The sequence below is a fragment of the Marinobacter sp. 1-3A genome (assembly GCF_016597775.1).
GTDB classification, from domain to species: Bacteria; Pseudomonadota; Gammaproteobacteria; order Pseudomonadales; family Oleiphilaceae; genus Marinobacter; species Marinobacter xiaoshiensis.
Genome location: NZ_VCGZ01000004.1, coordinates 145,437 through 168,474, shown reverse-complemented (window position 1 = coordinate 168,474; position 23,038 = coordinate 145,437). Strand labels below are relative to the sequence as shown.

Genomic DNA, 23,038 nt, shown 5'->3' with positions numbered 1-23,038 from the left:
CTTGCGGTTCTCTAAGCCGCTCACCGAATCTTCTGATTAGCCTACTTCAGGCTTGCTTCTGACCCTGCTCATGCTGTTTCAGCACCGCATCCGCCATTTGGTGCAATATCCTGATTTCGTCCTGAATTCCTTCATCCCCTGAAAGCTCACGTTGCTCTTCCAGAATGTCGGCGAGGATTTCAGGCGTGGTCAGCGGGTTCGCCAGAACAACCCGGAACACAATGCACGGGAATTTGTAGTAACAGGCAGGCTCCAGCCGGGTTCTCGACACAAACGCCTTGCCCCGTTCCCGCTGGGTTTTCTGGATGAATTTTGTAATGCTGTTTAAACAAGCATTCAGCTTTTCTGCCTGCAGGGGATCAGCCAAAGCCAAGGCCTGCTGCACGTTTTCCGGGCAGTAGCGGTAGGTAAGAATGTTCAGCTCAGGGCGGGTCACCAGCTCGAAGTCTGGTTGGGCCTCGATCATTTCGGCGAAGCTTGCCGCTTTTTCGATGCCTTGATCAATCAGTATCTCGTAGCCTTCCCGGGCGAGGATTTTCAGGCCGGAATGGATCAGCATCGACATGCCGGGGCGCGAGCCTTCCAGCGTGGTAGAACCCAGATCGCGGGAGCCTTTGCGGATAATGTACTGGGCGTGGTGCTCAACAGCACTGGCCAGGCTGGGGTCTTTGAATACCACCAAACCAACACCCATAGGCACATACAGCTGCTTGTGGGCATCGAAGGTGACTGAATCCGCCTTTTCTATGCCACGCAACAAATGCCGGTAGGTCCGGGAGAACAGTGTCGGGCCGCCCCAGGCTGCGTCTACGTGGAAATGGGCACCGAATTCCCGGGCGATGTCTGCCATGGCGTCCAGCGGGTCAACGTTGCCGGTCTCGGTGGTGCCGGCAATGCCGCAGATGGCCATAACCTTGATTTTCTGTTTCTGCAGCTCCAGACACTTGTCGCGCAGGGCGTCGGTCTGGATCCGGTTGTCGTCGTCTGTGTCTACCGCCACCAGGGATTCACGGCCAAGGCCTAATACATCGGCGGCTTTGCCCAGAGAATAATGCCCTCGGCGGGATACCACTATGGCAGCACCTTCGTAACCGTAGTACTTCAGTGCGCGGAACAGACCTTCCTGGTGCAGTCCACGAAAGCTGCCTTCAGCGGGGAAAGCGCGGTTGCGCGCAACCCACAGTGCTGTCAGGTTGGCGACTGTGCCGCCTGAGCACATGGCCCCAAGGGAGTGGCGAGGGTCGTGCATCCACTTCCGGTAAAAGGCGCCGTCTTCCTGGTACACCAACCGGTGGATCATGCCCAGAACCTGCCGCTCCATAGGCGTAAAGGCCTTGGAGGTTTCAGTTTTTACCAGATTCTGGTTCAAGGCGATCATGATTTTCGACAGCGGCAACATAAAATAGGGCAGCGCTGAGGTCATGTGGCCTATAAAGGCGGGGGATGCTGTGTGAACGGAGTTGGCAACCAGTTTGTCGAGCAGGAATTGGGTCTGCTCGGAAACAAACACGGGCTTTTCCGGGATGGCGTAGTCGGAAAAGTTTTTCTCGACGTCTGCAAGATCCCGTTCAACCGCAACAATATGCTCCTGCAGGAAGCCTGCAAGGTTGCTGGAAATATTCTGGTCAATACGGCTGAGCGTGGACTCCGGTGCCTCGGGCACGGTGAACACGCGATACATGGCTTCAAGTGAGGCCTGGGCCGTTTTCTTCTTGCCGGTCATAGATACCACACACAATCAGTGGTCATCCGCAGGGCCTGTTCCGGATGCCCAACGGATACAGCCGGGGTCTGTTTCCGGCATTGGTTACTTGTCACCTGTCGCTTCCAGGCACACTGGCATCCCTGAGGGGGCGTAGTATACGGGCTGCTTAAATCTTGTGCCACTGAGCGTGTTCAGAGAATTTCCCGGTGTATGTCGAGTATAGCGGCATCGACCTTTTCCTGGATGGCTTTCTCTACCTGGTCGAGGCGTTGAGTGATTTGTTGTGAGGATGTGCCGAGGGCTGCGATGGTCCAGGTGGCGCAGTCCAGGGCTTCCAGATCAGCGGTTTCTGCCACGGCCAGATCGGGTTCTTTGCCCCAGACGGCGCGCAGTGGGGTGAAGACTTTGCGTTTGGCTTTGAGGTCTTCGCAGCCGTAGAGTTGGAAGTGCAGGGTGAGTACGCCTACGTGGGGTGTTATCGCGGTGTTGTGTTGGGGCGCTTTGCCCTCTTTCAGCAGTCTTCTGAGTGTTTCAGACATAGATTTTCCGGCTTTGGTGCTGGAACCGACGAGGCAAGGCTTTCCAAAACATGCTCCTTGCGGCACATCCATGTGACGCTTGGGCTCCGCCATCCCTGGCTCCGCATAGTTTTGGAAAGCCTTGCCTCGCCGGTTCTCGAACAATTCAAGTGGAGTCCAACAAGCTCATATATTGATGTCTTGGTGGACACCAGCTCTAGCCTACTACAGGCGTTGCCCGCTTGATAATAGCCGCAGCATCAATCCCCGAGGGCAGGTTGCCGTAGTTCATGCCGCCATTGGACTGCAGCCGTGAAGCGCAGAAGGCATCGGCCACGGATTTGTCACCGTTGCGTAATAGCAGGGAGGCTTGCATGACCAGGGCCAGCCGGTCAACCAGGTTGCGGGCGCGGTACTGGAAGTCGCTGATGTCGGCGAAGTCATTTTGCAGCTGTGCCAGGAACTGGTCGAAGCGGCGGTCTGCACCCTTTGCCTTGGCAGCTTCGAGGAAGAAGGCATCGAGGGTTTCGGGTTCTTTCTGGATGGCGCGCAGGGTGTCCAGACACTGTACGTTGCCGCTGCCTTCCCAGATGGCATTCACCGGGGATTCGCGGAACAGGCGGGGCATGATGCAGTCTTCCATCACGCCGCTGCCGCCAATGCATTCCATGGCTTCGTAGGCGTGGTTAGGTGTGCGTTTGCAGATCCAGTATTTGCCAACAGGTGTAGCAAGCCGTGCCAAAAGGCGTTCGTGTTCCTGGTCCTGGCTATCCAGTGCTCGGGCGATTCGCAAGGTGTAGGCGAGGGCGGCTTCGTTCTCCAGGGCCAGGTCAGCAAGTACGTTTTGCATCAGTGGCTGGTCAATGAGCCTGTTGCCAAAGGCGCTCCGGTGACGGCAATGGTGGGTGGCCTGAGCGACGGCCTGGCGCATGCCTGCAGAGCTGCCAATCATGCAGTCGAAACGGGTCATGGCAACCATTTCTATGATGGTAGGTACGCCGCGGCCTTCTTCGCCAATCATCCATGCCAGTGCGCCGCGCAGCTCTACTTCGCTGGAGGCATTGGCTACGTTGCCCATTTTGTTTTTCAGGCGCTGGATCTGCCAGGGGTTTTTGGTTCCGTCCGGGCGCCAGCGTGGCATCAGGAAGCAGGACAGGCCGCCGGGGGTCTGGGCCAATACCAGAAAAGCATCGCACATAGGTGCGGAGACAAACCATTTATGGCCTACCAGCTCATAAGCCTGGCCCGGGCCTTTGGCTCCTACCGGGTAGGCCAGGGTGCTGTTTGAGCGTACGTCGCTGCCACCCTGCTTTTCGGTCATTGCCATGCCAATGGTTACTGAGCTCTTCTGGCTATCGGGGACGTTGCGGGAGTCGTAGCTGTTGGCCAGTATTCGGGATTCCCAGAGCGCTGCAAGCTCCGGTTGTTTGCGAATGGAAGGCATGGCCGCAAAGGTCATGGTGACCGGGCAGCAGTGTGCAGCTTCCACTTGGGAGTGCATATAGTATTTTGCTGCGCGGGTTACATGTGCGCCTTTGCCGGGGTTTGTCCAAGGGCTGCTGTGAAGACCGCTTTCAAAGGCAATGCCCATCAGTTCGTGGTACGAGGGGTGGAAATCCACTTCGTCGATGCGGTGGCCAAAGCGGTCGTGGGTATTGAGCACCGGTTTATTGTTATTGGCCCGAAAACCGAGATCGATGGTTGCGGCGCTGCCAGCCAGCGCGCCAAAGGCTTTCAGGTCGCTTTCCGCCTTCCCCGCTCCTTCGCGGTGCACAGCCTTCTGCAGGGCAATGTCCTGCTCATACAGGTTGTAGTTTTCCAGCGGTGGGGGCTGGTTGACTACCTCGTGGGTGATCGCCAAATAGCGATCACCATGTTCTTCGGGTGTTCCGGACGTGGGCTGTGGGGTATTCATAACTACCTCCTCGTGCCGGTCAACCCCTGTATGCAAAAGCAGATGATGGTGTTGACCAGCTGGTCGTTGTTCTCGGTTTCTTTTTCGGTTGCCTGCCCGATCTGGGTTGGTGATAAAGGCCCTACCAGGCTTTCCGCAATAGCCCCCACCAGGCAGGTGCTGCTTTGGCGGGGGTTCTGATCCGGAATGCACCCTTCTTCGATACCTTCCCGGATCGCCTGTTCAAACAGGCCGGCGTAGGCCTTTCGGTAAGCCAGCCGCTCTTCCTCAACTTTCGGGTCCACCGGCTCTGCAATGAGGGACCAGGCCATTACGGGCCCTTTCAATGCGCGCTCGGCAAATTGCCGCAATGCTTTTTCCAGTCTCTCTGTAGCACTTCCCGGTGTTGCCAGTGCTTTCGTAACCTTGTCTATTTCACGCTGCGTGGCCTGTCGGAAGATTTCAGCAAACAAGTCTTCTTTCGACTCGAAATGCCGGTAGATCGTTCCTGTGGCAACATTCGCAAGCTGCGCAATGCGAGTAATTCTTGCGTTGCGAAAGCCGCCTTCGGCAACGCACTCATAGGTGCACTCAGCGATCCGCTGACGTGCTGCGGCTTTACGCAGTCGCATCTTTTCCGTTTCACGATAAGCCATTTCGGGCTCCCGCTATTAGTGAATATTGATTCATTCTTTGGGTCAGGGCAAACACTTTTTTTTACCTTTATTTTATCTTTAAAATTCATCAGGTTATGGTTGTTACAAATATTTACAAAAAACATGTTGTCGGTAATAGCTCTGTCGTGAAAAGCAGATTATAAAGACGCCAAGACGGCGCCGCAGTAGCGGCTGGTCGAGGCGGAGTGCGGCTGCTTTATTTGGTTTGCCGCGCTTGTAACACTGTTTTCGTTGATGGAGAAAACCATGAGCGAGTTCGACGAAAGCAATCTGGAGCAATCCGGTAACTGGGCTAGTACGGGCAGCGAGAGTGACGATACACATTCTATCGCTGGCAGGGCACGGGTACGGGCGCAGCTACAGCAGGATATCGATGCTTTCCTGAGCCAAGGCGGCAAAATCCAGGAAGTTGAGACATCTTTCCGCGTTGACTCCCCTCGTAAGGTGGAGACAGGCTTTAATAACCGCGCGCTCTGAGCATTGTCTTTGCAGGCCGGGGCTGCATGCTCCGGCCTGTTTTTGCGGTCTGTCTCGGTCACGCGCCCAGTTTCCGCTTAATATGGCTCTTGAAAGCGTTACGGTCCTTGTTTCCCCGGATTGTAGCCAAGCCACCTATGGCCGGAACTGACCTCTATCATGAAATCTGTTTCCAAACTCTCCTTTGCCGTCCCCGTAATCATAGCAGTTGTGATTGCACTCTGGCTGCTGGCGGATAGTGCCCGAAATCAGCCTGTTTCCGTTCGTTCTGCTGAACGCCCCGATAATCTGAGAACGGATGACGCGGGCTTTGCTGCTGGCCGGCTGCAAAATCCTTCCAGACTTGTTGACGACTCCGCTGAGCTTGAGGTGCCAGAACAGTTACCGGCGTCGTTGGAAGGCACAACGGAGCCTGGCGGTTGGGCGATAACAGACCGTTTTGGCAACCTCATCCCCACAGGGGAGTTGCGGCAGTTGTTTGAGTACTATCTATCGGCTTTGGGTGAAGAAGATCTGTCGCAGTTGGTAGCAAGAGTACGGCTTGCCCTTTCAGTGCTGGAAGAGCCTGCGCGAGGGCAGGCTCTCGACACTCTTGGCCGTTACCTGGATTACAAGCTTGCCTTGTCGGATCTTGAGGCGGCTTACGGAGAAGCAGGGATTTCCGGTTCGGGTGAAATGGAGCGCCGGATGCTGGAGATTCAGGCGTTGCGTAGAACCTGGTTGGACGCAGATACGGCGGAGGCTTTTTTTGCGCAAGAAGAAGCCATAGATCGCTATCAACTCAGAAAGCGAAGCATTGCCAGAGACAGCAATCTGACGCACGAGCAGCGCGAGAAGGCCTTTGCCGAGGCTGAAATGGCCTTGCCTGAACCTCTGAGGCAGGCTCGCGAGGATACTCGAAAGTTTTCTCGCTATGAGCAGGCGCGAGAAGAGATGGCTAACGACCCGGAGGCTTTGCGAGCCTGGCGGCGTCAAGAATTTGGTGATGAAGCTGCCCAAAGGTTGGAAGCATTGGACGCAGAACAAAGGGATTGGAATCGTCGGTGGCAGTCGTATGCTCAAGAGCGTGATGCCTTGGCGAAGTCTGGCTTGGCAGAGCTTGAGAGAGAAAAAAGTCTGAGCCAGTTGCGGGAAAAGTATTTCAGCGAAGCTGAGCGAGTCCGGGCCAGGGCGCTCGATTCTATTCAATAGCAAAGCTTACAAAAAATGAGCCTCCCGGAGTCTGCTGCAGATTGAATGTTGCTCCGCAGACAGCGCTTGCCTACGTTGGTAGCCTGCAACCAGCAGCCCCGGAGGTGTATGATGGTGTCAACGGTGCCGCCAGGGTGCCAGGATTTCCAGTCCTACTCATTATTGTGCCATTCAGGAGGCTTTCTGTGTCTTTATCAACGCCACGTGTTTTTCCAGCTACCCGTTTGCGTCGCAATCGCGCCAGCGATTTTTCCCGTCGGCTGGTAAGGGAAAACCAACTGACGCCAGACAACCTGATTTACCCGGTTTTTGTACTGGAAGGGGAAGGACAGCGCGAGCAGGTGCCATCCATGCCGGGGGTGGATCGCCTGAGCATTGATTTGTTGGTTGAGCAGGCTGCAGAGCTGGTGGAGCTGGGGATTCCTGCAATAGCCCTGTTTCCAGTTGTGTCTGCGGAGAAAAAGAACTTGTCCGGCTCCGGGGCCTGGGATTCCGACGGGCTGGCACAGCGGGCTGTTCGGGCACTGAAAAAGGCTTATCCCGAGCTGGGCGTTATCACGGATGTGGCACTGGATCCGTTCACCACCCATGGCCAGGATGGCATCATCAATAACGAAGGCTATGTGCTGAACGACGTTACCGTTGAAGCCTTGGTTAATCAGGCGGTTTCACACGCTGATGCCGGTGCAGATATCGTTGCACCCTCCGATATGATGGATGGCCGTGTTGCTGCCATTCGTGAGGCGCTGGAATCCGCAGGACATATTAATACGCGTATTCTGGCCTATTCTGCCAAGTATGCTTCCGGTTATTACGGCCCGTTCCGGGATGCCGTCGGTTCGGCCGCCAGTCTGGGAAAAAGTGATAAGACCACCTATCAGATGGACCCGGCCAACAGCAATGAAGCGATTCATGAAGTGATGATGGATCTTGCCGAGGGCGCTGACATGGTGATGATCAAACCCGGCATGCCGTATCTGGATATTGTGCACCGGATAAAAACCGAACTGCAGGTGCCAACATTCGTGTACCAGGTTAGCGGCGAGTACGCTATGCATATGGCGGCGGAGCAGAACGGCTGGCTTGACGGAGACACTGTCATGATGGAGAGCCTGATGTCGATGCGCCGTGCCGGAGCAGATGGCATTCTGACATACTTCGCCGTGCGAGCCGCCCGCCTGATGCGGGACAAGCAGCGCTGAGGCTGTTAACGGACTACTCCTTGTCGGGAAGAGGCAGGGGGGGGGCAATCAGACAGGAAATCAAAGGCCATGAGAGCGGAAATTGTCAGAAATCTCACAGCAAGCGGGGGGCAGAGCGTACCCGCTCCCATAGACCTTCCAGCTGAAGGTGAAGTGATTGATCTGGACGCCAGTGAAAACTACTTCAACCGTGAGCTGAGCCAGCTTCAGTTCAATTATCGAGTATTGAAGCAGGCGCTGGATACCACTCATCCGCTGATTAACCGGCTGATTTTTTGCTGTATTTTTAGCAGCAATATGGACGAATTCTTCGAGATTCGGGTGGCAGGGCTGCGCCAGCAGATCAAATACGGCCGGGAAACCCTGGGCGCTGATGGGATAATGCCGGAACAGGCGCTGAGCGAGATCAGCCGCATCGCCCATGAATATATCGACGAGCAGTACGACATTCTGAACCATGTGCTGATTCCCGAAATGGAGCAGCAAAACATTCACTTTGTGCGGCGTATGGAATGGACGCCGGAACAGGCAGAGTGGGTGCGCAATTATTTCGATGAAGAAATTCTGCCGGTGGTCAGCCCTATAGGACTGGATCCTTCACACCCTTTCCCCCGGTTGGTTAACAAAAGCCTGAACTTTATTGTTGAACTTGATGGCAAGGATGCCTTTGGTCGTGAAACAGGCATGGCTATTGTGCCGGCGCCGCGCTCCCTGCCCAGGCTGGTGCGTTTACCGGATGAAGTCTGCAACGGCGGAGAGAACCTGGTTTTTCTGTCTTCAGTGATCCACGCCCACGCTGATGAGCTATTCCCGGGTATGGAGGTCAAGGGTTGTTATCAGTTCCGGCTCACCCGCAACGCCGACCTTGAGCTGGAAGACGACCTTGAAGATCTGGCGTCCGCATTGCGCGGTGAGTTACTCAGCCGGCGTTTCGGTGATGGTGTTCGGCTGGAGGTTGCGGATAACTGCCCTCAGGAGCTTGTGCAGTTCCTGCTCACGGAATTCGGCCTCGGGCAAAGAGATCTGTACCAGGTGAACGGGCCGGTTAACCTCACACGACTGATGGCGGTCACCGGCTTGGTGGATCGCCCTGATCTGCTATATTCCAGCTTTTCGCCCACCATACCCCGGCAGATCCGCAGCAAAGAAACTATATTTGATGCCATACGGAAACGGCCAATATTGCTGCATCATCCATTCCAGAACTTCAGCCCGGTTGTGGATTTGCTGCGTCAGGCCGCGAAGGACCCCCAGGTGCTGGCTATCCGCCAGACCTTGTACCGCACTGGCGCCAATTCGGAGGTTGTTGAAGCACTGGCCGATGCGGCCAAACGCGGTAAAGAAGTGACTGTGGTGGTCGAGTTGCGGGCCCGGTTCAGTGAGGCGGAGAACCTGGAGCTGGCCAGCCGTTTGCAGGAAGCCGGCGTGATCGTGGTGTATGGCGTTGTGGGCTATAAAACCCATGCCAAGATGATCCTGATTGTACGCCGTGAAGAAGGTCGGTTGCTCCGCTACGTGCACCTGGGAACCGGAAACTACCATGCGGTGAATGCTCGGCTTTATACCGATTACAGTTTCATGACCTGTGATGATTCCATTGGTGACGATGTTAACAAAATCTTTCAGCAGTTAACCGGTATGGGGAAGGCTCTGAAGATCAAGAAGCTGTTCCATGCCCCGTTCACCCTCCACAAGCGGTTGCTCAGCTTGATTGAGCGTGAGACAGCGTTGGAAGAAAAAGGCCGTATCATTTTCAAGATTAACGCCTTGACAGAGGTGCAACTGATCAAGGCCCTCTATCGTGCTTCCCAGGCCGGGGTGCAGATTGATTTGATAGTGCGTGGTATCTGCAGTATCAGGCCCGGGGTTCCGGGCCTCTCGGATAATATTCGTGTGCGCTCCATTGTGGGGCGGTTCCTTGAGCACACACGGGCTTACTATTTTGGTAACGACGGTAAGCCTGACGTGTACTGTTCAAGTGCAGACTGCATGGAACGCAACCTGCTAAGCCGGGTTGAAATTGCGTTTCCAATTGAGGACCCGGATCTGGTAGCGCGGGTGCGCGAAGATCTGGATACTTATCTGGCGGATAACTGCCAGTCCTGGATGTTGCAGCCCGATGGCAGTTACGTTCAAAATCAACTGGCCGAGGGTGAGGAGCGAGTGGCCTCGCAACTGGTTCTTCTGGAGCGCCTGACGGGCAAATCCTGAAATTTTCAGACGGAGAGAGTTCTTGAAAGCAAAATGGATCATTGGCGGTGCAGGTGTTCTGGTTGTCGCTGGCGCAATGCCATGGGTCGTGGGTTATGTAACCGAACAGCAGTGGCAGGAGGTTACCCATGAGCTGAATCAGTCGCAGCCATTTATCCAGATGCAGACGGATAACTATCGCAGGGGCTTTTTCGGCTCGGACATGAGTGGAGCCGTAACCATGGTTGACCCTGAGAGTGGTCAAACCCGCCGGATAGCTTACCGTGCCGGCGTCACCCATGGCATAACCGGTAGCTTTATGAATTTCGTGCCCGTTGATGGTTGGACACCGCAAGGCGCCGACTGGTTTCAGGAGCGGCCAAGGCTGACTCTGGAAACGCGCCTCTGGGGTACGGCTGTGCTGGAGCTGGAAGCGCCGGCTATGGCAATCACTAACCCGGAGAGCGGTGAATCACTGAGAGCCAGCGGCGGTGTTGCGCGTATTGAAATAAGTGACACAGGATCCCAGGCTGAAGCGCTGATTGTCTGGCCACAGGTTAGTCTGTCCGGGCGGGATATGAGCATCCGGGTTAATAATTTCCGGGTTGAACAGAGCATGGCTCATCTGGTGGGTGGCGTCTGGACCGGAACCATGGAAGCGTCGATAGGCTCTGTTGAATTGACACCTGCTGAGGCCTCCACGGTAACCATCGAGGGATTGCTCGCTCGCAGCAGCACCGAGGCGAAGGGCAAGGCGCAGCGCCTGGATTCCCTGTTATCGATTGAGGCGAAAAAGGTTCGTTATCAAGATCAGGCCTACGGCCCACACAAGCTGGCGTTCGCTCTGGAAAACCTCGATGTTGCCAGCTGGAACAGCTTAAGCACCAGTATGGCTGAACTTCAGGGCATGGTGTTGGCACCTGATGCCGGAGGTCGCGAAACCTTTGAGCGGCAGATGGAAGCCATGGGGCAGGTGAATACGGCAATGAGAAATCTGGCAGCAGCAGGGTTTTCGATGGGCGTTCCTGAGTTGTCTTTGGACACGCCGGAAGGAGCAGTAACCGGCAACCTGGTGCTCAGCCATCCAGAACTGACTGAAGATCAGAAAGAGAGCATGTTGATGGTGATGCAGCAGCTCAATGGAAGTATGAATTTGAGCTTGCCTGCCGTGCTGGTGGATGAATACCCGGCAGTGCGTATGCAGTTTGCGCCACTCATCAAAGAAGGTCTGTTGGTGCCCGATGGCGACCGGCTGGTGCTGGCAGCAAAACTGGCCGGCATGGTGATTGAGGTTAACGGCCAGGAAATCCCCTTGCCACCGGTGTTTTAAAGCGGTTCAAGGCAACAAAAAAGCCCCACGAAGGGGCTTTTTTGTTGCCGCCTGATAGACATCAGGCTTCACTGAATTTCTTTTTCAGAGCTTCTGCCACAACCGGGTCCACGAACTCCGATACATTCCCGTCCAGAGAGGCAATTTCCCGGATCAGGCTTGAGGAGATGTAGGAGAGGTGATTGGACGGCGTCAAGAACACGCTTTCCAGCTCCGGAGCCAGGCTGCGGTTCATGTCTGCAAGCTGAAACTCATATTCGAAATCGGATACTGCTCGCAAGCCACGGAGAATAACCGTGGCATTCTGGTCGCGGACAAAATCGGCGAGCAAATAGCTGAAACCGGTCACACTCACGTTCGGAATGCCAGCCGTTGCCAGCCGCACCAGTTCGCAGCGCTCCTCCAGATCAAACAGAGGCTGCTTCTTGGAATTGTAGGCAACGGCAACCACCACTTCATCAAACAGGTTACTGGCCCGCCTGATCAAGTCTGTATGGCCGTTAGTAATAGGGTCAAAGGTGCCCGGGTAAATGACTTTAGGCATGCACAGCTCCTTTTTTAACAGGCGCCCAGAGTATCAGTATTCAAAGAGTTTCTGTAGGCCGGGTGGCAAGCCCTTCACTGGCGTGAAGAACAGTGCCAACCATGGAGAATCAGGCTTTCAACCGTTGTGCCAGTCGAGAGCTGTTTCTCGCCGCCAGGGCATAAACCGAGAGCTGGGGATTTGCTCCAATGCTGGTGGGGAAAATCGATGCGTCGTGCACGCTGAGATTGCTCACGTGATGATGCTCACCAAATCCGTTGACCACAGACTCTTCCGGATTGCTCCCCATGGCGCAGCCGCCCATCTGGTGAGCGGTGAACAGGCGAACCCGGTGAGGCTCCATGGCAAAGCCGTCAATAGCAGCCTTGGCGTCGGCCCAGGTGGAATACCAATCCGAGTCAAGGTGCATCAGGCGCACTTTGTCTGCGCCCGCGGCAAACTGGATTTCAGCCATGGTGTAGAAAGCTCTACGAAGGCCTTTCCAGAGATAGTCGCTTACCGGGTAATCAAGCATCGGGCTGCCATCGTCACGAAGTGAAACAGTGCCGCCAGGGCTGTCCTCATGAAAACCATCACGCACCAGAGCGATAACTGACTGCATCCAGGGTAAGCCGGCCAGGTTTTTAGCTTGTTCGTCGCCATGGCCCGGCACAACTCCTGCCGACATGGCCGGGTGTAAAGGAGGCACCTCCAGCTTGTAGCCTGCATCGCCATCTACGCCGCTGCTAAAGTTGAACTCGTCGGAATATACCGACTGGGGTGCACCATAGAATGGGTCAACCAGCTTGGGCATTTGTGCAACGCTGGCGTTAACAGGGTGAATAAATGAGCGCTTGCCAACCCGTTCATAGGGATCGGGCAGTTTGGAACGTAGCAGCAGGCCGGGTGAGCCTATGGCACTTGCGGCAACCACAAAGTGCCTGGCTTTGAGTGTTACCGTAACGCTGGTAGGCGTGATGCCATCGCTGGCCATAGCTGTGGCTTCGAGGGAGTCAATTCGATCCTGATTCATCACAAAACGTTCGGCGCGCAGCCCGTGGTACATACTTGCATTGTTATCTAGCGCGCCCGGGATGGTTGTCATCAGTGCGCCTTGCTTGGCATTGGTAGGACAGCCTACACCGCAGTACCCGAGGTTCCAGCAACCTTTGACGTTGCGCGGGATAATCTGCCAGCTAAAGCCGAGCTTCTCGCACCCCTGTCGCAAAATGTCGTTATTGAGGTTGGGGGCCGTATCCCATGGGGCCATGGAATGGCGGGTCTCTCGGCCGTCGAACCAGGGTGCCATGGCTTCCGGGCTTACCCCGTCCAGACCAAATCGCTTGCTCCAGTAGTTAAGTGTTTCATCCGGGGTGCGGAAACTGCTGGTCCAATTGACTGTCGTTGAGCCGCCCACGCAGCGCCCCTGCAAAATAGCAATGGCACCATCTTTTGTAGTGCGACTCATGCCTTCCTGATAGAGGTTTGCGTAGGACGTAAGCTCGTCCATTTTGAAGTCTTTCTGGTAATACAGGCGACCTTCTTCCACCAGGATAACGGACAAGCCGCTTTTGGCCAGAATTTCAGCAGTGGTGCCGCCACCTGCACCGGTGCCGACAATAACGACATCTGCTTCAGCAGTATGATTTTCAGTAAGCGTGGCGCCGTCGATAACTTTCCAGCCAGACTCCAGGCCTTGGGCGATGCGATCGTTGAACGACATGGATGGTGGTTCCCCTTTTGGGTTAGATGGCAGTCAAAATAGCGGGCTAAAACAGCTGGCGGAGCGTCAGGCGCTGCGGAATTGCGGCAGGGCCTGAACCGCCCAGTCGGGTGGCCCCGGATAGCCTGAAAGCTGCCAGTTCTCCTGATGGCCGTAAAATGCCACGTTGCTTATTTTTGTCAGCGCAATATAGCCATTGTTGAAAAGGCCAATGCTGCTTGAACGCCAGCGCTGAAGGAATGCATCAGCTTGCTCCGCAGTGGCGTCGCGCCAAGCTGGCCAAACTCGGGCTATGGTGACACGCGTAAGACCAAAGTTGAGCAGGTCAAACAATTGCCTGAGCTCTTTCTGGTTCGCGGGGCCAAATTTGTGAATGCCCATATCAATGCGTTCGACGGTGCCTGCAATTGCGATGCGTCTCGCGTTAGCTTGTTCTGGAAGCGCGGAGCCGAGGATGGCCGGGAGCAGGGCTTCTAATAGTTCTATGTCATCAGCGGACAAAAACTGGAATTGGTAACGCGCATCCATGCGGGTGTCGACAGCACCAAGGCGGCCGGCGGGTGCTGTTGCACAGCCACTGAGGCCGGCAGTCAGGCTCACGGTGCCCAAAAAGAGCGCGCCCCCAAGGCCGGTACGAAGAAAGCTGCGCCGGTCGAGGCAAAGAGAATCCAGTTCGTCGGTTGGAGAGAGGGGGTCAGTCATAATCGGCTCGCTCTTGTTTTGGAGTAGGCGATTACCGGGGCGAATGGGCCCCGGTTGCAGTGCAAGGTGCTTAACGGATGAAAAGCTTGTAAATCATTCTGTGGGCAGATGTGCCATATGGGGGGTATACAAATTTGCCACTGTTAAACTTCTGTTTTGCAAAAATTGCGCGCTGGTGTGAGAAGGTCAAAAAACCTTCCTTGCCATGGTAATGGCCCATGCCGGAATCCCCTACACCGCCAAACGGCAGGTCATCCTGGGCGACGTGCATCAGAGAGTCGTTTATGCACATGCCGCCAGACAGGGTTTTATCGGTCACTTGGCTCTGCTGTTCGCGGTCGTAACCGAAAAAGTACAGGGCTAGAGGGCGCGGGCGATCATTGATGAACTGTATGGCCTCATCAAGATTGTCATAGCTTACAATCGGAAGGATCGGGCCAAAGATCTCATCTTGCATGAGCTTCATCTCCGGTGTTGTTTTCAGCACCAGGGTCACCGGGATCTTCCGGGTACCATCACTCATGTTCTCTTTTGCAGGATTGATCTCTATCAGCTCGGCGCCTTTGGCCCTGGCATCCTCGAGGTAACCTTTCAAACGATTGTACTGGCGCTCATTGATAATGGCGCTGTAGTCGTCGTTATCTCTTATTGAGGGGTACATTTCAGAGAGCTGGGCCCGAAACTCGTCTACAAAGGCCTGTGTGCGATCAGCCGGACAGAGCACATAGTCTGGCGCCACACAGGTCTGGCCTGCATTGAAGGCCTTGCCGAAAGCGATGCGCTGGGCTGCGTCTTCAAGCGGGACATCCGGAGAAACTATGGCAGGTGACTTGCCGCCTAACTCCAGGGTAACCGGTGTCAGATTCTCGGAAGCAGCGCGCATGACCAGCTTGCCTACAGAGGTGGAGCCGGTGAATAGCATGTGGTCAAAAGGTCGCGCTGAAAAATCGGCTGCAACATCGGCTTCGCCATTAATAACGGCGACCAGGTCTTCCGGGAAAGTGGCTTCAATAAGTTCTTTGAACAGTGCGGATGTGTGAGGGGTGAACTCAGATATCTTGATCATGGTTCGGTTACCCGCTGAAAGAGAGGCAACAAGCGGCCCTACGGCCAGATAAAGTGGGTAGTTCCAGGGCACGATTACGCCGACCACGCCTTTTGGCTGATAACAGACTTTGTTGCTGGCAGGTTGAAAAAGGATGGAGACGTGCCGGCGGGAAGGCTTCATCCAGCCGCCGAGATTTTTCAGGGTGTAGTTGATTCCCTGGATGGAGGGCATCACCTCTGCAATCAGCGATTCATCTCGCGAACGACAGGAAAAGTCCCTGTCAATGGCATCCAGAATGCGATCCTGATAGGACAACAGGGCCTGCTTGAGGCGCTCCAGGTTTTGCTTGCGCTCGGCCAGCGTCGGCGATGGGTGATCGTGAAACGCTTTTTTCTGTATCTCAAACACCCGGTGGGTCTGTTGAATGTGACTTTGGCTCTCTGAGAGCTGAACAACGCTGGCACCCATGGTGTCCTCCTCTTGGCACCGCCGCACAAGGGCGGCGGCCCGATGTTATTTTGGTGGCGAAAAAACGCTCAATTTGCACTGTACGGTATTATTAGAGTATATACTCTAGGGAGTCAAGCGACTCCGATGGCCAATTGGGCCATCTGTGAGCTGCAAAACAACAAACGTCGATGAGCTTATGAAAACCAGAGACAAGATCTTACTGTCGAGCCTTGAGCTGTTTAACGAGCAAGGTGAGCGGAACGTTACAACCAACCATATTGCAGCGTACCTGGCGATTTCGCCGGGCAATCTCTATTACCACTTTCGTAATAAGTCCGACATCATTTACGAGATATTTCAGGAATACGAAAAGCTGGTGGATTACTACCTTGATATTCCTGAAAACCGGCCGCTGAATCTGGACGACATGACGTTTTATCTGGAGTCTGTTTTTGACGGGCTATGGAGTTACCGGTTTCTTCATCGGGATCTTGAAAACCTGTTGGACAGGGATCAGCGCTTACGAAATGACTATCGAGAGTTCACAGATCGATGTCTGGCGGCCATAAGCAGAATTTTCGAGAAGCTGGCGGAAGGCGGGGTTCTGGAGCCTCAGCCCGATACGCTTCGAGCCGCCATGTCGCTGAACGTCTGGCTGATTGTCACCAACTGGATGGCGTTCCTGAAAACCGCACACGGTGAAAAGGCGTCGGCATGTCTGACTCTCCGTGAGCTGAAACAGGGAATTTATCAGGTGCTGACGCTTGAGATCCCTTATGTGACGCCGGTTTATCGTGAGCAGGTTCTGGAGCTCAGGGAGAAGTATCGACCAACCATGCCGGAGCAGGAGGGTGAACGCGAAGTTTCGGTGGGCTAAATCCAGGTGCCTGCTTCGGAACTTTTCCGGGCGGTTAGTGTCCTAGTGTGTGGCGCGGGCAATTCGGACGTTTCCGGCGCCCCCTGAGTGAGTTCTCAGGTTTTAACACGTCGCAAACCCTGACGTTTTACCGGCCTGTTTTCGCAGGCCGGTTTTTTCTTCGCTATTGAGTGCTTTCTGCTGAATCTTCCAGCCAGTCTGTCAGTGCCGACCGGCACTCATCAACGCCGCGTTTGGATGTTGACGAGAACATAATCAAATGCTCAACACAGGAAAACGCCTTCAGCTTTTTGGCGATCTCCAGCATGGCGGTTTTTGCTTGCCCGAATTTAAGTTTGTCGGCTTTGGTGGCCAGAATCATCAGTGGCAGCTTGTTATGTTCGCACCATTCCACCATCATTTGATCGAATTCGGTGAGCGGGTGGCGAATGTCCATCACCAGAACCAGGCCTCTCAGGCATTGGCGTTGGTTCAGGTATTGTCCCAGGTGCTTTTGCCAGTCATCTTTCATGTCCCGGGATACTTTCGCATAGCCGTACCCAGGTAAATCCACCAGCCGGGCGTGCTCGCGATTCAGGGAAAAAAAGTTGATCAGGCGCGTGCGACCAGGTGTTTTACTGGTGCGGGCCAGCTTCCCGTTCGCGGTAATTGCGTTCATGGCACTGGACTTTCCTGCGTTTGAACGCCCGGCGAAGGCGACTTCTGCGCCTATATCTGGTGGGCAGTCTTCCAGCCGGGGGGCGCTAATCAGGAAGCGAGCGCTGTTAAAAGAGATGCTTTTTTGAGTCAGGTCAGAGTCCACAGCGGTTGGCTTTCCTTTGGATTTCAGTTATTAGAGATTAATGTATAATGCTACACCAATTCCGGGCGGTACGCTTGGCGTAACCGCTGTCAGCCCTGGTCTTGAGCCTGACTGAACAGCGCCTGCCGGCTGTAAACCAAGAATATATTCGAGATGAGAGAAGCGGAGCGAGCATGAAGAAACTGATCGCAGGATTTGTTTTCGGCGTTGGCCTTACAGCAATGGCGCATGGGGCAGGTAATCCTGAAGCGGGAAAACAGGCAGCGGCAGCTTGCCAGGCCTGTCACGGTGAAGGTGGGGCAAAGCCAATCATGGGGTCCTATCCGAAAATATCCGGGCTGGGTGAAAGGTATCTGTTTGACCAGTTGGTGGCCATCCAGGAAGATTCACGTCCAATTCCTGAGATGACAGGCCAGCTTACTGGCAAGTCAAAGCAGGACCTGCAAGATCTGGCAGCATATTTTGCGCAACAAAAAATGGTTGTCAGTCAGGCTGATCCGGAGTTGGTCGAGAAGGGCGCCGCACTTTACCGCGGTGGAAACATGGCCTCTGGTGTTCCTGCGTGCGCAGCCTGCCACAGCCCTCAGGGCAAAGGCAACGAGCCGGCCGGGTATCCTCACATCGGTGGCCAGAATGCCGAGTATCTGGCCAAGCAGCTGGAAGCCTATCGCGATGGCACCCGTGCTAATGGCTCTCACGCGGCGATCATGGTGGATGTCTCTGCCAGGCTGACCGATGCAGAAATCGAGGCTGTTTCCAGCTACATTTCTGGACTGAACTGATCCAATCGTTCACGGCCTGACAAAAACCCCGCCCAGTGCGGGGTTTTTCGTCTGTCGAACCTGTAATCCGCAAGCAGTGGAACTTTTCAGGTTTGGCGGGTCATAATTCCCCTATAACGACATTTATAAAATCTGGAGATATTTCATGTTTCGAGCATTCAGAACGGTTGGTCTGCTGTTGGCGGCCCTGGCTGTTTTTGGCCAAGCCAATGCGGATGATTGGCAGGAAGGCGTGCATTACAAAAAGCTGGATACTCCGGTGCGCACAGACAGTGGTACCGACATTGAGGTGGCAGAAGTATTCTGGTACGGCTGCCCGCACTGCTACGACTTCAAGCCTCTGGCCGAAAGCTGGGAGGCCAATGCTCCGGATTATGTGAATTATGTACGTATACCTGCGGCTCTGGGTCGTTCCTGGGCGCCCCACGCACAGGCGTACTATGCGCTTGAAGCAATGAACTCGCTGGATAAAGTGCATGATGCCCTTTTTGAGGCTCTGGCAGGCCAGCGTCGACCGTTGAATGATGGTGAGTCTCTGGCTGACTTTGTTGCGGGTTATGGTGTGGATCGCGAAGAGTTCCTGAATAACTACAACAGTTTTGGTGTTAATGCGCGTATGCAGCAGGCGCAGGCCAAAATCCGGGGCGCGCGAATTACCGGCACACCGACTATGCTGGTAAATGGCAAGTACACGGTCAGTGCGTCCATGGCGGGTAGTCTTGAGGCATCGCTGGCGGTTGTGGATTATCTGGTGGAGAAAGAGCGGGCTGCGAATCCGTAACGCATGCCTCGCCTGGCGTTAGGGTTGGCAAACGGAGCAAGACAGCAGATATATCATGTATAAACGCTTCAGAAAGCAGCTCGATGGTATTATCAGTGCCCGGGGTGAGCCGAAAGGTTCAAACTCGGGCCTTGAGCACGTACCCCTGTTTGAGCCTCAGCGCCACCTTCGGCTGCTCACATTTAACATTCAGGTGGGCATCAGTACGTCGTCCTATCGCCACTACCTGACCAGAAGCTGGCAGCACTTTCTGCCCCATCGTAACCGTATCCAGAATCTGGACCGCATAGCCTCGCTACTGAGCAACTACGATGTAATAGCGTTGCAGGAGTGTGATGGAGGAAGTCTGCGCAGTGGGCACATCAATCAGGTTCAGTACCTTGCCGAAGCGGCGGGCATTCCATACTGGCATCAGCAGTTAAACCGTAATCTGGGGCAGATTGCCCAGCACAGTAATGGTTTGCTCAGCAGGTTCCGGCCTCTGGATGTAAAAGAATACAAGTTGCCAGGGCGGCTTCCCGGAAGGGGGGCCATTGTTGCCCGCTATGGCACCGAAGAAGACCCGCTGGTGTTGGTGATGATGCACCTTGCTTTGAGCAAGTCAGCGCAGCAGCGACAGTTGGGTTTTATCAGTGAGCTGATTTCAAAGTACCGGCATGTGGTGCTGATGGGGGATATGAACGCTCATGCAGAGCAGTTGTTGACTCAAACACCCTTGAAAGACACGGATCTGATCCCTCTGCCGGACAGCGCCCACAGTTTCCCGAGCTGGCGGCCTGAGAAGGCGCTCGATCATATTCTGGTGAGCCCGAGCTTGCAGATAAGGAATTCGGAAGTGGTGAGCTATCCCATGTCGGATCACTTGCCGATTGCCATGGATATAGCGTTACCCGATGGGTATCTGGAAAAGTTCTGAAGAGATTTTCTGAAAACTGGCCACAAAAAAACCCGACAAATTTGTCGGGTTTTTTTGTGGATACCAGATCAGGAATTACTTGATCTTGGCTTCCTTGTACGCAACGTGCTTACGGACAACCGGATCGTACTTTTTGATCTCGATTTTTTCCGGGGTGTTACGCTTGTTTTTCATGGTCGTGTAGAAGTGACCAGTGCCTGCTGATGAAACCAGCTTGATTTTTTCGCGCATGATGCAGCTCCTTATACTTTCTCGCCGCGGGCACGAAGATCGGCCAATACAGCGTCAATACCTTTTTTATCGATGATGCGCATACCTTTGGTAGACGTGCGCAGCCGAACGAAACGCTTTTCAGACTCAACCCAAAAGCGCTTGCTTTGCAGGTTAGGCAGAAAACGACGACGGGTGTGGTTCATCGCGTGAGAAACATTGTTACCGGAAACCGGACGCTTACCGGTTACCTGACAAACTCTGGACATACTTGCCTCCGACCTGAGCAATGGTCTTAATAAATACGAATTCGATTTTAATTGCGTCTCTGGTTGCCGAGGAGTGATTAGGCTCCTGTTTGCGCCCCTGAACTGAACGCTGCTCGCCAGACGCCGCCAGAAAGGGACGCTTTTATACCAGAACCAGCATCCCAACGCAAAAAATTGTTGGGAATTTGGCCAGTTTTCGCACATTCGCCTGTGACGGCTTACATCAATCCACGTTCTGCGAGGGATATTACCTCACCGTGACCGATCACCATATGGTCAAGAACCCTGATATCCACCAATCCGAGTGCTTCTTTCAGGCGCTTGGTCAGGGAGATGTCTGCCTGACTAGGTTCGGCTACTCCGGAAGGGTGATTATGGGCGAAAATAACCGCCGCTGCATTATCTTCCAGCGCTTGTCGCACCACTTCTCTCGGATACACGGCTGCGCCGTCAATAGTGCCTCTGAACAGCTCCCTGTATTGAATGACCCGGTGCCGGTTGTCCAGAAAAAGACCTGCAAATACTTCGTGGGGGTAAGTCCCCAGCCGACTGGTGAGAAAGCGTCGGGTGTCTTCTGGTGATCGAAGAGGGTCGCCTTGGCGTAGTGGCTCGTCCATTACGCGCCTGGCCATTTCCATGGCGGCTTGAACCTGTGCATATTTTGCGGTCCCCAGCCCTTTCACGCCACAGAACTGCCGCCTTGAGGCTGTCAGCAATCCACGCAGGCCGGAAAATTCCTGCAAAAGGGCGCGCGAGAGCTCCATAACCGGCATGCCGGTGGTGCCGGTGCGTAGAAAAATGGCCAGCAGTTCTGCGTCAGACAGGCTTTCGGGGCCGTGGGCGAGCAGTCGTTCACGGGGGCGCTCATCCATAGGCCATGCGGGGTTGGTCATGTTTGCTTCCTTGCGAATCGCTTTGGGGATTTTTGAGGGATTTAGCGCGTCCTGCGCATTCCAGTTACGAAGACTACTTCAAAAAGTAACAAATGGTAAACGAGGGGGCTGCCTTGCAGGCTGTCGGTATCCGCTGGGCATGCTATCTTATAAGCCTTTCATATTAAGCGGATACGGAGCCTTATGATGGCCGTCAGAAAAATTCTGCTGGGTATTACCGGTGGTATTGCAGCCTATAAAAGTGCCGAGCTTGTGCGCTTGCTGAAAAAGGCGGGCTATGAGGTAAAGGTTATCATGACGCGAGGCGCAGAAGCCTTCGTAACCCCTCTGACCTTTCAGGCGCTCAGTGGCGAGCCGGTGCGTACCTCTTTGCTTGATCCTGAGGCCGAAGCAGGCATGGGGCACATAGAGTTAGCCAAATGGGCTGATCAAGTGGTCATTGCGCCTGCTTCTGCAGATTTTGTTGCGCGGCTGGCCCAGGGCATGGCCGACGATCTTCTGACCACTGTTTGCTGCGCAACTGAGGCGCCCATCGCGGTAGCGCCTGCCATGAATCAGGCCATGTGGGGCAATGAGCGTACCCAGCGCAACATACGTTTGCTGGAGTGTGATCTGCAAATTTCTCTCTGGGGGCCGGCCCAGGGTGAGCAGGCCTGTGGTGACAATGGGCCGGGGCGTATGCTTGAGGCTGCGGAGATCGCGGCCCTGATCATGAATAAGCATTCCGGAGCTGGAGAGCTTGCGGGCAGGCGTGTCGTAATTACCGCCGGCCCGACCCGTGAGCCTATAGATCCTGTGCGCTATATCACCAACCACAGTTCTGGCAAGATGGGCTATGCGCTGGCTGTTGCGGCACGGGATGCGGGCGCCAGTGTTGTTCTGGTGAGTGGGCCGGTCAATTTGCCGGTTCCTGTGGGCATTGAAGTGCGCCCTGTTGTTACAGCCGAAGATATGCTGAAAGCGTCTATGGACGCAGTTGATGAAGGCTGTGACCTGTTTATTGCGACGGCTGCCGTAGCAGACTATCGGCCCGAGAATCGTGCTGACGACAAGATCAAAAAGTCCAGTGAGTCCATGGCGCTGCCCCTGGTGCGCAACCCTGATACGCTGGCTACCATTGCCGGGCGCCCCGATGCGCCCTTTACTGTGGGCTTTGCAGCTGAAACCACCGACGTGGCCAGCTACGCCAAGGACAAAATGCAACGCAAGAAGTTGCACATGATTGTCGCCAATGATGTCTCTGTTCCCGGCCTGGGCTTCAATAGCGACAATAACGCCGTCACGGTGTTCTGGCCGGATGGGCAGGAGGCGATAGGGCCAGACACCAAGAAAGCGATTGCATCGCGCCTCGTAGCGCTGATTGGCGAACATCTGAAGCAGGAATAACATGAGCAAAAAGAATTTACAGGTACGCATTCTTGATGATCGGATTGGCAACCAGATTGCCTTCCCCGAGTACGCCACCGAAGGATCGGCTGGGTTGGATCTGCGGGCTTGCCTTGATGAGCCCCTGACTCTGAATCCCGGGGATACCCAGCTCATCCGAACCGGGCTGTCCATTTATATTGCAGATCCGTCTCTGGCGGCCATGATTCTGCCCAGAAGCGGGCTGGGTCACAAACACGGCATTGTGCTGGGCAATCTGGTGGGGCTGATCGATTCCGACTACCAGGGCGAATTGATGGTGTCTTGCTGGAACCGCGGCAAAACTGCTTTTACGGTTGAAGTGGGCGAGCGGATTGCTCAGCTGGTGCTGGTGCCGGTAATTCAGGCGGATTTTGAAGTGGTTTCCGAGTTTGATGCCAGCGTCCGGGGCGAGGGTGGTTTCGGCTCTACAGGAACCCGCTAGCCTTTAGCCTTAGCGCAGAAACCCGCTGT

General features: G+C 54.8%; 23 protein-coding genes. 11 read left to right on the top strand and 12 right to left on the bottom strand.

Annotated features, from left to right (window positions below; translation table 11 throughout):
- Positions 1-46 precede the first annotated feature (46 nt).
- From panP to FE848_RS07975, 4 genes are all read right to left on the bottom strand, one after another.
- Entirely contained in the window at positions 47-1,723 is a 1,677-nt protein-coding gene (gene panP / locus FE848_RS07990; RefSeq protein ID WP_200202270.1) for a pyridoxal-dependent aspartate 1-decarboxylase PanP, read from the bottom strand.
- A 173-nt stretch (positions 1,724-1,896) separates the two neighbouring features.
- Positions 1,897-2,244 carry a DUF503 domain-containing protein gene (locus tag FE848_RS07985; protein WP_200202269.1) on the bottom strand — a complete coding sequence of 116 codons (348 nt, stop codon included), beginning with the start codon at positions 2,242-2,244 and terminating at the stop codon, positions 1,897-1,899.
- Positions 2,245-2,440: 196 nt separating this feature from the next.
- The gene (locus tag FE848_RS07980) at positions 2,441-4,138 is read right to left on the bottom strand and encodes an isovaleryl-CoA dehydrogenase (RefSeq protein WP_200202268.1); all 1,698 of its coding nucleotides are present in this window, start codon (positions 4,136-4,138) and stop codon (positions 2,441-2,443) included.
- Positions 4,139-4,140: 2 nt separating this feature from the next.
- Positions 4,141-4,773: a TetR/AcrR family transcriptional regulator gene (locus FE848_RS07975; protein WP_200202267.1), complete on the bottom strand. Its 633-nt coding sequence runs from the start codon at positions 4,771-4,773 to the stop codon at positions 4,141-4,143.
- Positions 4,774-5,040: 267 nt separating this feature from the next.
- Between FE848_RS07975 and FE848_RS07970 the strand changes: the two genes are divergently transcribed.
- The 5 genes from FE848_RS07970 (at position 5,041) to FE848_RS07950 (ending at position 11,184) form a co-directional block, all read left to right on the top strand.
- Entirely contained in the window at positions 5,041-5,271 is a 231-nt protein-coding gene (locus FE848_RS07970) for a hypothetical protein (RefSeq protein WP_200202266.1), read from the top strand.
- 159 nt (positions 5,272-5,430) lie between these two features.
- The gene (locus FE848_RS07965) at positions 5,431-6,462 is read left to right on the top strand and encodes a lipase secretion chaperone (protein WP_200202265.1); all 1,032 of its coding nucleotides are present in this window, start codon (positions 5,431-5,433) and stop codon (positions 6,460-6,462) included.
- A 185-nt stretch (positions 6,463-6,647) separates the two neighbouring features.
- A complete protein-coding gene (gene hemB / locus FE848_RS07960; protein WP_200202264.1) occupies positions 6,648-7,664 on the top strand; it encodes a porphobilinogen synthase in 1,017 nt (338 codons plus the stop codon).
- A 69-nt stretch (positions 7,665-7,733) separates the two neighbouring features.
- A complete protein-coding gene (gene ppk1, locus FE848_RS07955; RefSeq protein ID WP_200202263.1) occupies positions 7,734-9,875 on the top strand; it encodes a polyphosphate kinase 1 in 2,142 nt (713 codons plus the stop codon).
- A 22-nt stretch (positions 9,876-9,897) separates the two neighbouring features.
- Positions 9,898-11,184, top strand: a complete 1,287-nt coding sequence (locus FE848_RS07950; RefSeq protein WP_200202262.1) for a DUF945 family protein — start codon at positions 9,898-9,900, stop codon at positions 11,182-11,184.
- A gap of 61 nt (positions 11,185-11,245) precedes the next feature.
- Here the strand turns inward: FE848_RS07950 and coaD are convergent, their stop codons facing one another.
- From coaD to FE848_RS07930, 4 genes are all read right to left on the bottom strand, one after another.
- A complete protein-coding gene (gene coaD, locus FE848_RS07945; RefSeq protein WP_200202261.1) occupies positions 11,246-11,728 on the bottom strand; it encodes a pantetheine-phosphate adenylyltransferase in 483 nt (160 codons plus the stop codon).
- A gap of 109 nt (positions 11,729-11,837) precedes the next feature.
- A complete protein-coding gene (locus tag FE848_RS07940; RefSeq protein ID WP_200202260.1) occupies positions 11,838-13,430 on the bottom strand; it encodes a GMC family oxidoreductase in 1,593 nt (530 codons plus the stop codon).
- A gap of 66 nt (positions 13,431-13,496) precedes the next feature.
- Positions 13,497-14,132 (bottom strand): hypothetical protein, encoded by a 636-nt coding sequence (locus FE848_RS07935; protein ID WP_200202259.1) that lies wholly within the window; start codon positions 14,130-14,132, stop codon positions 13,497-13,499.
- 70 nt (positions 14,133-14,202) lie between these two features.
- Positions 14,203-15,648: a coniferyl aldehyde dehydrogenase gene (locus FE848_RS07930; protein WP_200202258.1), complete on the bottom strand. Its 1,446-nt coding sequence runs from the start codon at positions 15,646-15,648 to the stop codon at positions 14,203-14,205.
- 178 nt (positions 15,649-15,826) lie between these two features.
- On the opposite strand from FE848_RS07930, the gene FE848_RS07925 reads away from it, so the two are divergent.
- The gene (locus FE848_RS07925; protein WP_200202257.1) at positions 15,827-16,507 is read left to right on the top strand and encodes a TetR/AcrR family transcriptional regulator; all 681 of its coding nucleotides are present in this window, start codon (positions 15,827-15,829) and stop codon (positions 16,505-16,507) included.
- Positions 16,508-16,670: 163 nt separating this feature from the next.
- On the opposite strand, the gene yihA is transcribed toward FE848_RS07925, so the two are convergent.
- The gene (yihA, locus tag FE848_RS07920) at positions 16,671-17,309 is read right to left on the bottom strand and encodes a ribosome biogenesis GTP-binding protein YihA/YsxC (RefSeq protein ID WP_200202256.1); all 639 of its coding nucleotides are present in this window, start codon (positions 17,307-17,309) and stop codon (positions 16,671-16,673) included.
- A 173-nt stretch (positions 17,310-17,482) separates the two neighbouring features.
- Here yihA and FE848_RS07915 point away from each other — a divergent pair, with 173 nt between their 5' ends.
- From FE848_RS07915 to FE848_RS07905, 3 genes are all read left to right on the top strand, one after another.
- A complete protein-coding gene (locus FE848_RS07915) occupies positions 17,483-18,091 on the top strand; it encodes a c-type cytochrome (protein ID WP_200202255.1) in 609 nt (202 codons plus the stop codon).
- Between the two features lie 145 nt (positions 18,092-18,236).
- Positions 18,237-18,872, top strand: a complete 636-nt coding sequence (locus tag FE848_RS07910; RefSeq protein WP_200202254.1) for a thiol:disulfide interchange protein DsbA/DsbL — start codon at positions 18,237-18,239, stop codon at positions 18,870-18,872.
- Between the two features lie 55 nt (positions 18,873-18,927).
- A complete protein-coding gene (locus FE848_RS07905; protein ID WP_200202253.1) occupies positions 18,928-19,788 on the top strand; it encodes an endonuclease/exonuclease/phosphatase family protein in 861 nt (286 codons plus the stop codon).
- 75 nt (positions 19,789-19,863) lie between these two features.
- Here FE848_RS07905 and rpmG read toward each other — a convergent pair whose 3' ends face one another.
- From rpmG to radC, 3 genes are all read right to left on the bottom strand, one after another.
- Positions 19,864-20,019 carry a 50S ribosomal protein L33 gene (rpmG, locus tag FE848_RS07900; RefSeq protein WP_071263342.1) on the bottom strand — a complete coding sequence of 52 codons (156 nt, stop codon included), beginning with the start codon at positions 20,017-20,019 and terminating at the stop codon, positions 19,864-19,866.
- An 11-nt stretch (positions 20,020-20,030) separates the two neighbouring features.
- Positions 20,031-20,267 carry a 50S ribosomal protein L28 gene (gene rpmB, locus FE848_RS07895; protein WP_200202252.1) on the bottom strand — a complete coding sequence of 79 codons (237 nt, stop codon included), beginning with the start codon at positions 20,265-20,267 and terminating at the stop codon, positions 20,031-20,033.
- Positions 20,268-20,485: 218 nt separating this feature from the next.
- Entirely contained in the window at positions 20,486-21,160 is a 675-nt protein-coding gene (gene radC, locus FE848_RS07890) for a RadC family protein (protein ID WP_200202251.1), read from the bottom strand.
- Positions 21,161-21,346: 186 nt separating this feature from the next.
- Between radC and coaBC the strand changes: the two genes are divergently transcribed.
- Together coaBC and dut are read left to right on the top strand one after the other, a co-directional pair.
- On the top strand, positions 21,347-22,546 hold the full coding sequence (gene coaBC, locus FE848_RS07885) for a bifunctional phosphopantothenoylcysteine decarboxylase/phosphopantothenate--cysteine ligase CoaBC (protein ID WP_200202250.1): 1,200 nt from the start codon (positions 21,347-21,349) through the stop codon (positions 22,544-22,546).
- 1 nt (position 22,547) lies between these two features.
- Positions 22,548-23,009, top strand: a complete 462-nt coding sequence (gene dut / locus FE848_RS07880; RefSeq protein WP_200202249.1) for a dUTP diphosphatase — start codon at positions 22,548-22,550, stop codon at positions 23,007-23,009.
- Positions 23,010-23,038: the final 29 nt, after the last annotated feature.